Annotated in this window: 12 protein-coding genes; all 12 read right to left on the bottom strand. The window is 48.9% G+C overall.

Annotated features, from left to right (window positions below; genetic code table 11):
* Positions 1-130 precede the first annotated feature (130 nt).
* Positions 131-1,726: an ABC-F family ATPase gene (locus ABEA14_RS03745; protein WP_345338510.1), complete on the bottom strand. Its 1,596-nt coding sequence runs from the start codon at positions 1,724-1,726 to the stop codon at positions 131-133.
* 260 nt (positions 1,727-1,986) lie between these two features.
* Complete coding sequence (locus ABEA14_RS03740) at positions 1,987-2,223, bottom strand: TIGR02647 family protein (protein ID WP_345338509.1); 237 nt, start codon at positions 2,221-2,223, stop codon at positions 1,987-1,989.
* A 280-nt stretch (positions 2,224-2,503) separates the two neighbouring features.
* Positions 2,504-3,334, bottom strand: a complete 831-nt coding sequence (locus ABEA14_RS03735; protein ID WP_345338508.1) for a calcium-binding protein — start codon at positions 3,332-3,334, stop codon at positions 2,504-2,506.
* A 442-nt stretch (positions 3,335-3,776) separates the two neighbouring features.
* Entirely contained in the window at positions 3,777-6,803 is a 3,027-nt protein-coding gene (locus ABEA14_RS03730) for a tetratricopeptide repeat protein (protein WP_345338507.1), read from the bottom strand.
* A gap of 331 nt (positions 6,804-7,134) precedes the next feature.
* The gene (locus tag ABEA14_RS03725; RefSeq protein ID WP_345338505.1) at positions 7,135-7,287 is read right to left on the bottom strand and encodes a DUF3149 domain-containing protein; all 153 of its coding nucleotides are present in this window, start codon (positions 7,285-7,287) and stop codon (positions 7,135-7,137) included.
* A gap of 130 nt (positions 7,288-7,417) precedes the next feature.
* Complete coding sequence (locus tag ABEA14_RS03720; protein ID WP_345338504.1) at positions 7,418-8,584, bottom strand: acetylornithine transaminase; 1,167 nt, start codon at positions 8,582-8,584, stop codon at positions 7,418-7,420.
* A 333-nt stretch (positions 8,585-8,917) separates the two neighbouring features.
* The gene (locus ABEA14_RS03715) at positions 8,918-9,148 is read right to left on the bottom strand and encodes a zinc ribbon domain-containing protein (RefSeq protein WP_345338503.1); all 231 of its coding nucleotides are present in this window, start codon (positions 9,146-9,148) and stop codon (positions 8,918-8,920) included.
* A 72-nt stretch (positions 9,149-9,220) separates the two neighbouring features.
* Entirely contained in the window at positions 9,221-10,696 is a 1,476-nt protein-coding gene (gene der, locus ABEA14_RS03710) for a ribosome biogenesis GTPase Der (RefSeq protein ID WP_345338501.1), read from the bottom strand.
* A gap of 68 nt (positions 10,697-10,764) precedes the next feature.
* Positions 10,765-11,955: an outer membrane protein assembly factor BamB gene (bamB, locus tag ABEA14_RS03705; protein WP_345338500.1), complete on the bottom strand. Its 1,191-nt coding sequence runs from the start codon at positions 11,953-11,955 to the stop codon at positions 10,765-10,767.
* Positions 11,956-11,963: 8 nt separating this feature from the next.
* The gene (locus tag ABEA14_RS03700) at positions 11,964-12,605 is read right to left on the bottom strand and encodes a YfgM family protein (RefSeq protein WP_345338499.1); all 642 of its coding nucleotides are present in this window, start codon (positions 12,603-12,605) and stop codon (positions 11,964-11,966) included.
* Positions 12,606-12,619: 14 nt separating this feature from the next.
* On the bottom strand, positions 12,620-13,894 hold the full coding sequence (gene hisS, locus ABEA14_RS03695) for a histidine--tRNA ligase (protein WP_345338498.1): 1,275 nt from the start codon (positions 13,892-13,894) through the stop codon (positions 12,620-12,622).
* A gap of 140 nt (positions 13,895-14,034) precedes the next feature.
* Entirely contained in the window at positions 14,035-15,153 is a 1,119-nt protein-coding gene (gene ispG, locus ABEA14_RS03690) for a flavodoxin-dependent (E)-4-hydroxy-3-methylbut-2-enyl-diphosphate synthase (protein ID WP_345338497.1), read from the bottom strand.
* Positions 15,154-15,156: the final 3 nt, after the last annotated feature.

The raw sequence follows: 15,156 nt of genomic DNA, 5'->3' as shown, positions 1-15,156 counted from the left end.
GTAGCATGGGCTCTCTACGGGCAGAGCCCCGAATTGCCGATCACCACCTCCATAGGAGGTGGTTTAGAGGTGACAACAAAAAAGCCCGCTTATGCGGGCTTTTTTACATCAGCTTATCTGGTGGAGAAGATTACTCTTCTACACCCTGAGATTTAAGGTATTCATCGTAGGTGCCATGGAAGTCATTGATGCCGTCTGATGTCAGTTCAATAATGCGTGTCGCCAGAGAAGAGACGAATTGGCGGTCATGGCTGACAAAGATCAGGGTACCTTCAAACTGTTCCAACGCCAGGTTCAAAGACTCGATCGACTCCATATCCATATGGTTGGTTGGCTCATCCATCAACAGAATATTTGGGGTTTGCAGCATCAGCTTACCGAATAACATGCGTCCCTGTTCACCACCCGAAATGACTTTGACGGACTTCTTAATCTCATTCTGAGAAAACAGCAGTCGGCCCAAGGTGCCACGGATCACCTGCTCGTCATCAGTTTCCTTACCCCATTGGTCCATCCATTCGAACAGATCCATATCCGCTTCAAATTCGCTGGCATGGTCCTGCGCATAGTAGCCAATATTGGAGTTTTCGGACCACTTCACCTGGCCCTCTTTCTGCGGCTTCATACCCGCCAGAGTATCCATCAGAGTTGACTTGCCCACACCGTTCTCACCGATGATGGCAATTCGTTCGCCCACTTCCACCAGCAGATTCAATCCGCTAAACAAGAGGCCTTCATCGTACCCCTGGCCCAGGCTTTCAACTTCCAGCGCATTTCGGAACAGCTTTTTCTCTTGATTAAAGCGAATAAACGGATTCTGACGGCTGGACGCTTTCACATCGTCCAGTTTGATCTTGTCGATCTGTTTTGCTCGCGATGTGGCCTGCTTTGCTTTAGATGCATTCGCAGAGAAACGTGCAACAAACTGCTGGAGTTCAGCGATTTGCGCTTTCTTCTTGGCGTTGTCAGCCAGCAAACGCGCTCGTGCGGCGGTAGCTGCCGCCATGTACTCATCATAGTTCCCCGGATAAACGCGCAGTTCACCGTAATCCAGGTCGGCCATGTGCGTACAAACACTATTGAGGAAGTGACGGTCGTGAGAAATGATAATCATGGTGCAGTTGCGCTCATTGAGCACGTTTTCCAACCAGCGGATGGTGTTGATATCCAGGTTGTTGGTTGGTTCGTCTAGCAGCATGATATCAGGATCAGCGAACAGAACCTGGGCCAAAAGCACACGGAGTTTCCAGCCCGGAGCAATTTCACTCATCGGCCCATAGTGCTGCTCGACCGGGATCCCTACACCAATCAGCAGTTCACCTGCACGAGCCTCAGCCGAATATCCGTCCATCTCGGCAAATTCGGTCTCCAGATCCGCCACTCGCATGCCATCTTCTTCACTCATTTCGGCCTGCGCATAGATGCGGTCACGTTCCTCTTTGATCGCCCAGAGTTCCGCATGCCCCATGATGACGGTATCCACCACAGAGTACTCTTCATAAGCAAACTGGTCCTGATTAAGCTTTGCCATCCTTTCATTAGGATCCAGCATCACCTTACCCGCGGTTGCTTCCAGCTCACCACTCAAGATCTTCATAAAGGTCGACTTACCGCATCCGTTAGCGCCAATAAGACCATAACGGTTACCTTCACCGAACTTGATTGAGATGTTCTCGAACAGCGGCTTCTCGCCAAATTGCATCGTGATATTGGCAGTAGAAATCACAACCAGTCTCCATTAATTGAGTGATAAAGATCACAGAGGGCTATGGGGCACGCAGACTACACAGATAGCCACTTTAGAGCAACCGATGGCGGTGGTTTAGTCAAGATTAATTAGCTGGCGAATGGATGTAGGTGGGTGCGACACTTTGCGGACTAACGTTAGGCCAGATGATGTCAGATTTTTGTGCGAATTTCGTATGGGAGCGAGCAGCGCTAACCAGGTGTGCTCGCAGCTTGCAAGCACACGGTTAATCGAAACAACTAGTCAGCCATCAATAGAGACGCCATGGCTTGTGCATGTTCAGCAGTTTCTCTTCCCAGCTCAGTCAGATAACCACCATCAGGCAAGGTTACTAACCCTTTGTCAAACAGACGCTTGGTCGCTTCTACCACCTCTGGCGAAGCATCGTGATGAACTTTAATGCCGTTTTGCATTGAGTCCAGGTTAAAACGGCAAAGAACATTCATCTCTTGAATTGCACTGCTATTAAAAGGCATCGAGGCCCTCCATTTCTTGTTCTAACAAACTGCGATCAGGATAGTTCAGAAAATCAGATTAGAAATGGACTTCGATCATGCTGCCTCGGGCAAACCACTCTGTATGTTCAGAATGTGAAGTGACCGATGTTATTGTGGGAAGGGGTAAACAAACAACGTCAGAATACACACAAAAAAAAGGCGGCCTCCCTGGCCGCCATCAATGCGCGTGGAATCACTCTTATCGTTATAATTCGGTCCTTATATTCTGTGTCAGCCTCAAGGCTAAATGTTGATGTAGCTATTCAAAGTCCAGGCTTTCAGAACCAGATAGCGAGGCAGAAGAAAGCAGTTGCCTTTGCTTTAATCGAACCGCCTGCTTCTCTAGTAAGCCACTGAGGCTCAAGTTTCCAGGCTCGCCCAAAAACAGACCTTCGCCATCAACCCCCTGAACAAAATCATTGCTGTCTGCGCCGTGGATGATGTCTCTTCCCGCCTGACCAAAGATTTCGTCAGCACCATGACCAGCCCAGATCCTGTCATTCCCTGTACCACCGTAGATTTCGTCATTGCCGGTCTGAGCCAGGATCATGTCGTCGCCACCACTGCCGTATATCAAATCATTGCCACAACCACCTTTGAGCAAATCTTTGCCTGACAATCCGTCCATACGAACATCTATACAGCGGGTCATATCATCATCTATGACAATGACATCGTCATAAGCTGAACCATTTACATTGATGCGACTGATGTATTTGGCCGCACCGTGCCAGGTATGGATCTCATGCCAGCTGTCGTTCCGACGATCGACACGGTAAAGGGTCAAATCCCCTGAAAGTCCTTCGCTGGATAGAAGTACAGAGCAGCTCTTTTTACAGTCGACCCAAAGTTGGTCACTTTGAATAAACCCAACCGTCTCGCCATCATGACGGCACTCGTAGATGCTGGATTCCTCGATGGTCTCTGCCGCGCCAAAAAAACTGTTTTTCGAAATCTCTTCAGCCGCCAGAATTCGAGCGTTTTCACCACAGACCTTGACCACATTGTCAGCTTCTCCAAACATCACCAACAGCCCGATAAAGGCACTTGCGGCTGCACAGTTGAGAACGCCTCTCCAAATCCAGACCATCTCCATATCCTTCTCCAAGCATCTTTGTCACCGCCACTAGAAAACTGAATAATTAGCGCTCGGTGCGAAATGTTGGACATAGATTAGGTTTGGAAATGAATTTCGGCATTCAACTATCGGACAGGAACTAACAAATAACGGACAAACGATGTAAAACTAATAATTTCAAATAGTTGCAAGCGTTAGATTTTTCGATTAAATGAAGCTGTTTTAAGATTTCGGACACCAGAATGTCCGTATTTCTAGACTATGTCGGACGTCTGATCCCTATGTCCGAAAAGCTAAAGCCAGCATTTCTCCTTTATGGACACAGACAGACGCTTGTTTAGCATGCTGATTTCCGAGATAAGCCTTGGGAGATGACTTCAGCGGCTGAAAAAAGACTAATACGGCGAACACGTTGGAAAAAAGCCGCTCGCTGAATGCTAACGGCCAGAGAATTTTATGCCTGGCTTTGCCTGATAAATTCACTTGGGCTGATGCCAAACTTTTGTTTAAAGCACTGACTGAAATAGGCCGGCGATGAGAATCCTACGGTCGCCGCAACCTGAGTAACAGCTTCACCCGCTTTAAGAGCTTCAGATGCCAGAGCCAGACGAAAACTGCGGACATAATCCGTTGGCGTTTGACCAAATAATGCCTGCATTTTCCGCTGTAGCTGACGCTCACTCATAGCAACTGCACTGGCAATAGTGGCCTTATCAAAATCAGGATGGGAGTAATGCTTGTTAACAACAGATTCCAATCGTTCGATAAACAGTTTATCCCGCGTTGTCACGGCGGAATTAGGTACATCAGATTCCGCTGATTCTTGAACAACCTTGTCATCACTGGCAGCAGTTGGTTGCAGTGATAACAGCGGTTTACCGCCAGTACTCAATTGCAAGTGACTGGCGACGATCCGGCGCACTTTGATCAGGCCGGCACACCTGAGCAACAGTTCTTCGGGATTAAACGGCTTTGATATATAGGCATCTATATCACTTTGCCAGGCTTTCAAACGGCTATCATCATCGCCTTTAGCCGTCAGCATAATAAGAGGAATATGGCTGGTAGCCGTGTGCTCTCGCAACTTATGACTAACTTCAAACCCATCAAGTACCGGCATCATCAAATCAGTGATGACCAGATCAGGAACCTGTTCAATTGCTGTCTCCACCGCTTTCTCGCTGTCGGTTTCGGTAAGACAGTCATACTCGGCAGATAAAATATCAGCCACCATTGCGACCATTTCAGGATGGTCATCAATGATCAACACCTTCAACCTAGAGGGAACCGACTCCGCACTCTCTTCCTGTCTCTGTATTGACGCTATGTTTGGTTGAGGAGCTGAGGAATCAGATGTCATTACTGGCGTTGAATCACCGGCGTCACTTTTTACCCATTTATCTAAGCTTTGGTAACGGGGCATTACGACCGTGAACTTGGTGCCCTCATTGACGCGACTGGAAACTGAGATTGAGCCTTTATGTGCATCGATAATCTCTTTCACCAATGCCAGTCCGATCCCAACGCCCGGAGCCCCCTCGACCTCGGTGTGCGCACGAACAAAGCGGTCAAAAACCTTGGCTTTAGCTTCATCCGTCATACCAATACCGCTATCGCTGACGATCAAAGTAAGTTGGTCGTCTCTAGCTGATAGCGATATGGCGACATGGCCATTTTCTGGGGTGTATTTAACAGCGTTGCTGAGTAAGTTAGTAACCACTTTTTCAAGTAGTTCGGTTTCACCCAGCACAGAACAATCGGGTGCTATTGACGAACTCAGCACAATAGATTTCTGTTCGAAAAGCGGTCGGATTTCCAAAATCGTCTGGCTAACAACTTGATCAAGCAATACCAGCTTAGCTTCTTTATCTCCTTGAGCTTCCATCTTAGCCAGTTGCAACACCTGCTCTACCATTCGTAACATACGATTGGCGTTAAGCTCGATCTGTTCCAATAACTGACCACGCTTTTCTGATGTGACTTGATTCGATTTCAATTGATGTAATGGGCCAAGTATCAGTGTCAGAGGCGTGCGGAATTCATGGCTGATGTTGGCAAAGAGCGCCCTTTTCTTTTCCAGAATGGTTTCTGTTACATCCGCCTTGTTAGCTGCCAATTTTCGCTTACTACGCTGAAAATAGGCGAGAAACGAGATAGCCAATAGCAACAATAAACTGCCAGACAGCCAAAAATTACGTTGATAAGCTTGTGCCGCAAGCTCGGTTTCTCGCAGTGCATTCTCCTGCTCAAGCAACCTGATGGAGGCTTCTTTCTCAGCAACATCAAATTTTTGATGAAGTTCTTGGGCTTGTTTTCGCATTTCGGAGCTTTGCAGCCCCAACGCACTCGTTTGGTATTGTCTAAGGTAAGTAAGGGCTTGCTGATAGTCGCCTAACGCTTCGCTTGCATTTGAAAGCCCGAGATAAAGTTCAGCTCGATAGGCAACCAGTGCCCGTTTCTCTACCTGCGCCAGCGCCTGCTGATAAATCTGCATCGCTTTTTCAGGCATACCTTTGCCAAGATATGCCTCCCCTAAACGCACAGCTATCTCAGGGCTGATAGCTCCTGCACTCAGGTTATCGGAAAGTTCTAACGCTTTTTCAAACAGCTCAATGGAGCGATCTATCTGCTTCTTTCGCGCATAGATATCTGCGATGTTTTGATAGGCAGTCGCTAAAGCACTCTCCGGTCCGTGTTTTTGGTAATAATCTAATGCCGACTTATAGCGACTCATTGCGGCATCGTACTCACCCTCTTGGGCATCGATGTTGCCAATCAAACTGTATACACGCATCAGGTCGTTGCCACGTTTGTGTTCGGCAAAGATCTGCTCTGCCTGCAATAAGCGCTGACGAGCGTTTTGTAGCTGCGAGAGATCGAGCTGTATCTCACCGATATTGGTCAGGGTTCTCGCCACTGAAATGGGGTTTTCGTATTGTTCCTTGTATACCAGCGCCTCAATGAAATACTGCATAGCCAGATCTGGCTTACCCAGTAGGCGATAGCTGACACCAATGTTGTTTAAAGTAGACCCGAGCCGGCGCAGATTGCCGCGTTTTTCGTCACTGATACGTAGTCGTTTGAATATATCAAGGGCCACCAAAGGGTTGTCATGATAAAGATAGATAGACGCAATGCCATAATCAGCACGATGTATCAGTTCATCATCATTAATTGCCAACGATAACTCACGGCTTTCCTGATAGTACGCCAGTGATTGTTCGGGTTGACCGACCGCTGCATATGCGCGCCCAAGCAGATAGGCAACGCGGGATTTTTTGTCCGTCGAGTCGGCCCGCTCAAAAGCAACCTCCAGCTGTGGGAGAGATTGAACAGGCTTTGCTTCTACGTCCGCGATAGCTGCGGCAAAATGGGGTTCGAGATGAATTTGAACAAGTTCAACCGCCACAGTTTTCTGCGAGAAAATAATCACAAATAGCCAGAAGGACAGCACACAGTGCTGAACAAATTTAGCTCTCATGCAGATGGCAAACCGTTTTAGTTAATAACTTGTTAATTTCAGGCTGTGCCAGTCTATGTGAATGGTAGATAAAGACAAGTCTTTCCCGGGCACTGTAGCAGCTCTGGCTCGTGTTTTTGAGTTAGCTCTCAATCGCAACCAACAATCATATTGAGCGAACAAAAGAGTTTGTTGCTGCGAACGCAAAGGCATCGCTAGTAACACTGGAAATTAAAGTTACCATGTAAAAAAAGCGCACAAAACGCGCCACTCCGGTAGTGATTGAAGCATAGAGTTCGGGCTAACACATTGCGACTATGTGTTAACCCATATGTCAGGCCCAGGGAGAGCCTTAGCAGGTCGAATCGTCGGCTGGAGGTTCTTTCATCGCTTTTGATATGAACATCCAGGCGTAATAGCCGAGCAACACCACAGTCGCAATAACTACAGCCATAGACATCAGACCGATCGCGTCACCAAACAGCAAATCCATCCACAGTTCCATGCTTATTCTCCGCACAGGAAGATACCCTCCCATCCTATGCAGACATTGGCGCCACAAACTGACCGAAATCAATCAAACGGTCACAGCGAAAGCCCAGCGAACAGATTTGTGATCAGGTAAACATTCAACGTTAAGAGCAACTTTGCAGAACCCGACGTAATTTCTGATCAAACACCAACAAAGCTTCATCAGTCACGTTTAACGCAGGCATCACCCTCAGCAAGTGTGGTCGTAACCCATTCACCAACAGGCATTCCTGGAATGCCCTCTTCTCAATTTCATGGGCATCCACCTGATGTGAGCCATGAGTATTCAGGGCCAACAACAAACCGCGACCATAGACATGGCCCAACTCAAAATCGTCAGAGATCTGCGTCAGCAAACTCCGGAGTTTTTCAGCCTGGCGACGAACATTTGCCAGGAATGAGGGCGCCGCTACCTCTTCCAACACAGCCAATCCTGCCGCTGCAGACAAGGGGTTGCCGCCGAATGTACTTCCTTGATCGCCGGGTGAAAAGCATAGGCAGTGCTCCTGGGCCACCATCGCTGCGATTGGGATGCCCCCACCGAGACCTTTGCCTAACGTAAGGATGTCTGGCTTGATACCATAATGTTGGTAGGCAAAAAGCTCTCCTGTACGACCAATTCCGGTCTGTACCTCATCGATGATGAGCAGCAATTTGTGTTTGTCACATAAGACTCTTAGTCCAAGCACAAACTCTTTTGATGCCTCAACAACGCCACCCTCCCCTTGGATCAACTCCAGCATAATGGCAACGTGATCATCACTCAGCATTGCCTCAACCGCACTCAGATCGTTAAACCGCACCTTATCAAAACCATCCACTTTGGGTTCGAATAGCGGACCAAATGCAGGTTTACCAGAGGCGGACATGGTTGCCAGTGTGCGGCCATGAAAACCATCTTTGAATGTGATCATGCGATAAGCGCCCTTCTTATGCAGCTGCCCCCATTTTCTCGCAAGCTTGATGGCCGCCTCGTTTGCCTCAGCGCCTGAGTTCACAAAGTTAGCTCTGTCCAGCCCAGAGAGTGTTGTCAGCTTATCCGCTAATTGCATCACTTTGTCGTTATGATAAGCAGGGCTGGGTGTGAATAACCTATGTGCCTGCTGGCTTACTGCGTCAGCCAGCTGAGGGTATGCATGTCCCAAACAGTTAACCGCCCATCCCTGAACAAAATCCAGGTATCGTCGCTCGTCACTGCCTACCAGCCAATCCCCCAGACCCGAGACAAAATGAACTTCTGGTTTATCTAGCAGATGAATCAGTGACGACATAAGTTTCCTCCTGGCAAGCAGCCCTTCCGAACAGGCATGCCTCACGAAAAGTTTATTGGGTACCGTGTGTCCTACACATCGCCGCTCCTGCACGTTAGCATGCCCCACGAAGTGTTTTGGGTACCATGTGCCCGCGGCATACCGTGTGTCCTACACATAAAAAAACCGCGGTACAAAATGTAGCCGCGGCGTCCAGTCAAGAAATCTATTAGGAACTAATAACCGAACTACGCGCTGTCCAGTGCACGGCGTCGGCGGGTCTCAGAAGAAAAAGTGACTATAAATGCTTTCATAGTGAATAATTATTAGCAGAGATGCCTAAATGTTGCAAATTTATTGCGACAATTTGTGATAGCTCCGAACAACTTTTGACTTGGATTTGAGTGACTGGCAGTGATTGCAGAAATAGTCGACAGCGCCACACGCTTTAAGGGTTTCGACCTCTTCGCCACAAACATCACAATTAATACGCTGGGAAAAATCTTGCTGACAATTTGCACAATGGAAGGTTTTGTCTTCAGCTTGCAACAGACCATGACAGTCAGGACAGTGAGCATGGGACATCGAATTTCTCGCTTTGAATCAATCTATTCTTTAAGTGTAACAAGGGCCACGAATGTGGCCCTTGATTAAGTACTATTTCTTTTTATGAAACTTCATCATCCGACGACGTTTGTGTTGCTGAGACTTGGTTAGTTCCTGTTTCTTACCAGCAAATGGATTCACGCCTTCTCGGTATTCGATGCGAATAGGCGTTCCCATAATTCCCAACGAACGGCGATAGTAATTCATCAAGTAGCGACGATATGATTCAGGCAAACCACTAAGCTGGTTGCCATGTATCACGATTATCGGTGGGTTATACCCGCCCGCGTGAGCATAACGAAGTTTAATTCGACGCCCCTGCACCATAGGAGGGTTATGATCCTCAACCGCACCTTTCAGGATACGGGTCAACATGGACGTGTTAATGCGCTTGGTTGCCGACTGATAAGCTTCCTGTACCGATTCGAACAAGTGTCCTACACCCGTGCCGTGCAATGCAGAAATGAAGTGCAATCGCGCGAAGTCGATAAACCCTAACCGGCGATCCAACTCGCGTTTAAGATCATCTTTTACTACCTGATCAAGGCCGTCCCACTTATTCACCGCCAGCACCAGCGATCGACCGGCATTAAGCGCAAAACCCAGAATGCTCAAATCCTGATCGGAGATCCCCTCTCTCGCATCCAACACCAACAAAACCACATTGGCATCCTCAATGGCTTTCAGGGTTTTGATTACGGAGAATTTCTCAACCGCTTCGGTCACTTTGCCACGACGACGGACACCTGCGGTGTCGATCAATACATATTCCTGTTCATCCCGTTCCATCGGAATATAGATCGAATCTCGGGTGGTGCCAGGCATGTCGTACACAACCACACGCTCTTCACCCAAAATACGGTTGGTTAACGTCGACTTACCAACATTCGGACGGCCGATAATGGCCAATTTGATTGGCATATCTTCGAACGGTTGGCGTTCAGCGTCTTCTTCAACCGCCTGCTCGTCATCTCCAAACTCACCGTCAGCCCACTCATCATCTTCCTCTGACTCTTGGTGCAGAGCAGCCATCTCTTCGAGAAACGGAGCAAATGCCTGATCCAACAACTGAGTGACACCACGGCCATGCGCAGCGGCGATACCATGGATATCGCCGAGAGCCAGACTATAGAAATCGGCAGTAACTACGTCAGCATCAACTCCATCGATTTTGTTAGCGACCAGAAACACAGGCTTGTCCTGGCGACGAAGATGTTCAGCGATAGCTTCATCAGCACTGGTAACACCGGCACGGGCATCGACCAGAAACAGCACTGCATCGGCTTCTTCTATCGCCTGCATAGACTGATCGGCCATTTCAGCATCAATGCCCTCTTCACCACCGTGAATACCGCCAGTATCTATCACCAGGTATTCCATATCTCGGTAGCTTGCCTGGCCATATTTTCGGTCCCGGGTCAGTCCAGGAAAGTCAGCCACCAAGGCGTCTCTGGTGCGGGTCAGGCGGTTAAACAGGGTGGACTTACCAACATTAGGACGTCCAACCAAAGCCAACACAGGTGTCATTTATAACCTCATTTAAATAGCAAAAAACCCCGGCATCGCCGGGGTTCTGAGCAAAATAACTCTACCGGTCAGGGCATACGAACAGCGCTAACTGTTCCATCTCGAGACTGCACATACAGCGTCTCACCAGCTACCACTGCAGATGAGTATAAACCGTCATCACCCACTTCCAAGCGCGCCACCAGCGCGCCAGATTTAGGATCTAACCAATGCAGGTAGCTTTCAAAGTCACCAACTACAACGTAGTTGCCAAAAGGGACTGGTTCAGTGACACCACGGTTTTCGAGCTCACGATTACTCCAAAGCTCCAAACCTGTGCGACGGTCAATGGCATATACATGCCCTTTATAGTCACTCAAATATAGATTGAAACCATCAATGCTGAAGCCTCGATAAGAGGAGTACTCACGCTGCCACAGAGCACGACCACTGCGCATTTCTAAGGCCTGCAGATATCCGTTGTAGGCAACCGCATAGATAGTGCCCGCAACAACCAAAGGATCAGCATCGACATCAACAATTCGGTCGAGATCGCTACCGGTTTTTGGTGGCGCGGCATCCTGTTCCCAGAACTCAATACCATTGGTGATAGATAGTGCAGCAATCTTGCCATTGGCTTTACCAAGAATAATGCCGCCTTGTGCTGTTGCCGCAGAGCTGACACCTCTTAGCGTGAGTGATGGTAGCTCCTGTTGGAACGTCCAGAGTTTTTCACCGCTGGCAGCATCTAACCCAAACAGTTTACCGCTGCCGGTATTCACCACCACAACACTCTGGTCCACGGTTGGTGGAGCTAAAACTTCGGCGTCGACCTCGACATCCCACAGCAACTCTCCGGTCTCAGCATCAAGCGAGATCACGCGCCCTTTTTCTGTACCGAAAAAGATCTGCTTATAGCGAGCGGTAATACCGCCAGAGACCATGGCATTGATTCGTTCGTCAAACAGCCAACCTGGTTTTTTCCGTGTGACGTCTTGCTCCCAAACCTCATCTCCGGTTTCCAGGTCTAGCGCCACCACATCACCAAATCGGCTGGCCGCATACAAATTGCCGTAGGCTACGGCAGGGCGGAGACGGGAGTAGTAGTGCTCAACACCATCGCCAACCTGATAGTCCCAAACTACGTCGGGTTCGAACTGCTCTTCGATTTCAGGCAGTTCGGCGACTTTGATTTCGTCTTCATCATCGCCCCACAGAGAACAACCAGACAGTGCCAAGATACTGGCAGCAAACAACAGCGCTTTGCTTAACTGACCCATCAAGCCCCCTACTCTGCTGCTTCTATCACAGCGAGCTGATTGATTTTGCTTTGCAGCTGTTCGTTAACTTCAAAACCACCGGCATCAACAGCAGCCTGATAAGCAACGCGGGCTTTTTCAACAACGCCCTGGGCAACGTAAACATCACCTTTGAGCTCTTCAACCGCAGCGGTAAATGCCGCATCCAGCTTGTTAGACTCAAGTGTTGTGATGGCTGCATCGAGTTCCTGCTGACTCAGTTGCAGGCGAGCCAGACGCATAACCGCTACTGGGTACAATGGGTTATCAGCTTTAGCATTGGCAATCACATAACTGAACTGCGCTTCAGCTTCAGCCAGTTTGTCGTTATCAACCGACAGTTTAGCCAGTTGTAAAGCGGCCATCAGGCTGTAGTTGTTACCCTTATTACCATCGATGAATGCCTGCAGCTCAGGTGCTGCTTCATAGCCCTTAGCATCAATCGTCGTTTGTAACGCTTGATAACCATCTGATGCTGTTTCTTTGGCAGAGATCTGGCCGTCCTGGTAAAAACGCCAGCCGAATACGGCGACAAGCCCGACAATCACACCGACAATGACGAAGTTACCATTGTCCTTCCACCACTTTTTGATCGCCTCGACCTGTTGTTCTTCGGTGGTATAGATTTCCACTGCGTTACCCTTCCTTAAATCAATTCACTAAGCAGGTCAGAGACCTGTGCAACTGTCACTGTTTGCTGCGGCACGTCCTGCCTCAACCATTTTACGGTGACAGTATCATTTTCAATTTCACTTTGCCCCAAAATAAGTGCGACCTGTGCCCCTACTTTGTCAGCGCGCTTCAACTGTTTTTGGAACTTGCCGCCACCACAATGCAGCATCAGGCGAAGTTCTGGATTATCACGGCGCAATTGCTGGGAAAGCTTCGCACCTACTTTGGCAGCCTCATCGTTTGCCACAACAAGATAGGCATCCACTGTTGAACGAATACTATCGAGCTTGCCAAGTGACTCAAGCATGAGCACCAAACGCTCCATGCCCATGGCGAAGCCAACAGCAGGCGTCGTTTTGCCACCCAACTGCTCCACTAAGCCATCGTAACGACCACCAGCACAAACAGTTCCCTGAGCACCCAGGCTATCTGTGACCCACTCAAAAACAGTGCGGTTATAGTAATCTAAGCCGCGTACTAATCTATCGTTGAGTTGATAGCGGATCCCCATAGCGTCGAGTAGCTCACACAGTTTCTTTAAATGTTGCTGTGATTCCTCGTCCAGATACGCATCCAGCTTGGGGGCATCGACCAAAACAGCCTGCACGTCAGGATTTTTCGAGTCCAGTACACGCAATGGATTAGTATGCATTCGACGTTTGCTGTCCTCGTCGAGACTCGATTCATTTTCAACCAGGAATGCAGTCAGTGCTTCGCGGTAGTTAGCACGAGCTTCGTTGGAGCCGAGTGAGTTAAGCTGCAATTCGACTTCGTCTTCGATACCGAAAACTCGCCAGAGTTCGGCCGACAGAGCAATCACTTCAGCATCAATTTCGGCATCTGCGACACCAAACGCCTCAATACCAAACTGATGGAACTGGCGATAACGCCCTTTCTGAGGCCTTTCGTGGCGGTACATGGGGCCCATGTACCAAAGACGCTGTTCCTGGTTATACAGCAATCCAGCCTGGTTACCTGCTCGCACACACACGGCAGTACCTTCAGGTCGAAGCGTCAGGCTATCGCCGTTACGATCTTCGAAGGTGTACATCTCCTTCTCAACGATATCAGTGACTTCACCGATACCGCGTTTGAACAGGTCTGTACTTTCCACGATAGGGAATCGAATTTCGCTGTAACCAAAACTGGCTACAACCTGGCGGATTTTTGCTTCTACCTGCTGCCAGGCGGGCGTATCCGCTGGGAGGCAATCATTCATGCCTCGAATAGCTTGGATCTGCTTTGCCACGAAGAGGATCCCTACTTCAGATTAAAATTTAGAGCGCGCATTATAGGGAGTTTGCAACTAAACGTAAAACGGCCTGATAGGAATTCAGGCCGTATTCTACGGGGATATAATGCCGCAAAGAGGTGTTTGAGTGAATGCGGTTAATCGACCGACTTGATCTCAATTTTCTGTGACGGATCTTCCCTCGATACACGGGCACGAATTTTGGCTTCTAATTGATCGATAAGTTGCGTGTTTTCAAAGCGCTCTTTCTGTCTGACACCGTCCTCATAGAAGCCGCTCATGCGATTAGCGCCAGTCACACCCATATCCGATACCAACGCCTCACCAGGCCCATTCACAACACAGCCAATGATAGATACGTCTAATGGCGTCACGATATCTTCGAGTCTCTCTTCCAGCGCGTTAACCGTGCCGATAACATCAAACTCCTGGCGTGAGCAGGTCGGACACGCGATAAAGTTAATACCGCGACTTCTCAAACGCAGCGATTTAAGAATATCAAAGCCGACTTTGACCTCTTCAACCGGATCGGCAGCCAGTGATACACGCAATGTGTCACCAATACCTTCGGCCAACAGCATGCCTAAACCAACTGCAGACTTCACACTGCCAGCACGAGCGCCACCGGCTTCGGTAATACCAAGGTGCAGTGGTTGCTCAATCTGTTTCGCCAACAAGCGATAGGCGCCCACGGCCAAAAACACGTCGGAGGCTTTCACACTGACCTTAAACTGATCAAAGTTGAGGCGATCAAGAATGTCGACATGACGCATAGCCGACTCAACCAGCGCTTCAGGTGTTGGCTCACCATACTTTTCCTGAATATCTTTTTCTAACGAGCCGCCGTTAACCCCGATACGGATAGGAATGTTCTTATCTCGCGCAGCATCAACCACAGCACGGATACGCTCCTCTTTTCCAATATTGCCAGGGTTAATACGCAAACAGTCGACACCATACTCAGCCACCTTCAAGGCAATGCGATAGTCGAAATGAATATCAGCTACCAACGGCAAATCTACCTGCTGACGTATCTGCTTGAACGCTTCTGCGGCGTCCATGGTGGGTACAGATACACGGACAATATCGGCACCAGCGTTTTTCAGACGATTGATCTGCGCAACCGTGGCTTCGACATCTGTCGTTTCCGTATTGGTCATGGACTGCACGGCGATAGGAGCACCACCACCCACAGGCACATTACCTACCATTATCCGCTTGGATGGACGGCGGCTAATAGGCGATTCGCTAAACATAAC

Origin of the sequence: Corallincola platygyrae (genome assembly GCF_039544265.1) — a bacterium.
GTDB classification, from domain to species: Bacteria; Pseudomonadota; Gammaproteobacteria; order Enterobacterales; family Neiellaceae; genus Corallincola; species Corallincola platygyrae.
Note: the sequence above shows the minus strand (reverse complement) of the source record. Positions and strands in the feature narration are given on the sequence as shown.

What these genes read in the sequence shown, in the direction of transcription:
- ABEA14_RS03740 (WP_345338509.1), bottom strand. Translation starts at nt 2,223, where the DNA reads ATGCCTTTTAATAGCAGTGCAATTCAAGAGATGAATGTTCTTTGCCGT.
- ABEA14_RS03735 (WP_345338508.1), bottom strand. Translation starts at nt 3,334, where the DNA reads ATGGTCTGGATTTGGAGAGGCGTTCTCAACTGTGCAGCCGCAAGTGCC.
- ABEA14_RS03730 (WP_345338507.1), bottom strand. Translation starts at nt 6,803, where the DNA reads ATGAGAGCTAAATTTGTTCAGCACTGTGTGCTGTCCTTCTGGCTATTT.
- ABEA14_RS03725 (WP_345338505.1), bottom strand. Translation starts at nt 7,287, where the DNA reads ATGGAACTGTGGATGGATTTGCTGTTTGGTGACGCGATCGGTCTGATG.
- ABEA14_RS03720 (WP_345338504.1), bottom strand. Translation starts at nt 8,584, where the DNA reads ATGTCGTCACTGATTCATCTGCTAGATAAACCAGAAGTTCATTTTGTC.
- ABEA14_RS03715 (WP_345338503.1), bottom strand. Translation starts at nt 9,148, where the DNA reads ATGTCCCATGCTCACTGTCCTGACTGTCATGGTCTGTTGCAAGCTGAA.
- der (WP_345338501.1), bottom strand. Translation starts at nt 10,696, where the DNA reads ATGACACCTGTGTTGGCTTTGGTTGGACGTCCTAATGTTGGTAAGTCC.
- bamB (WP_345338500.1), bottom strand. Translation starts at nt 11,955, where the DNA reads ATGGGTCAGTTAAGCAAAGCGCTGTTGTTTGCTGCCAGTATCTTGGCA.
- ispG (WP_345338497.1), bottom strand. Translation starts at nt 15,153, where the DNA reads ATGTTTAGCGAATCGCCTATTAGCCGCCGTCCATCCAAGCGGATAATG.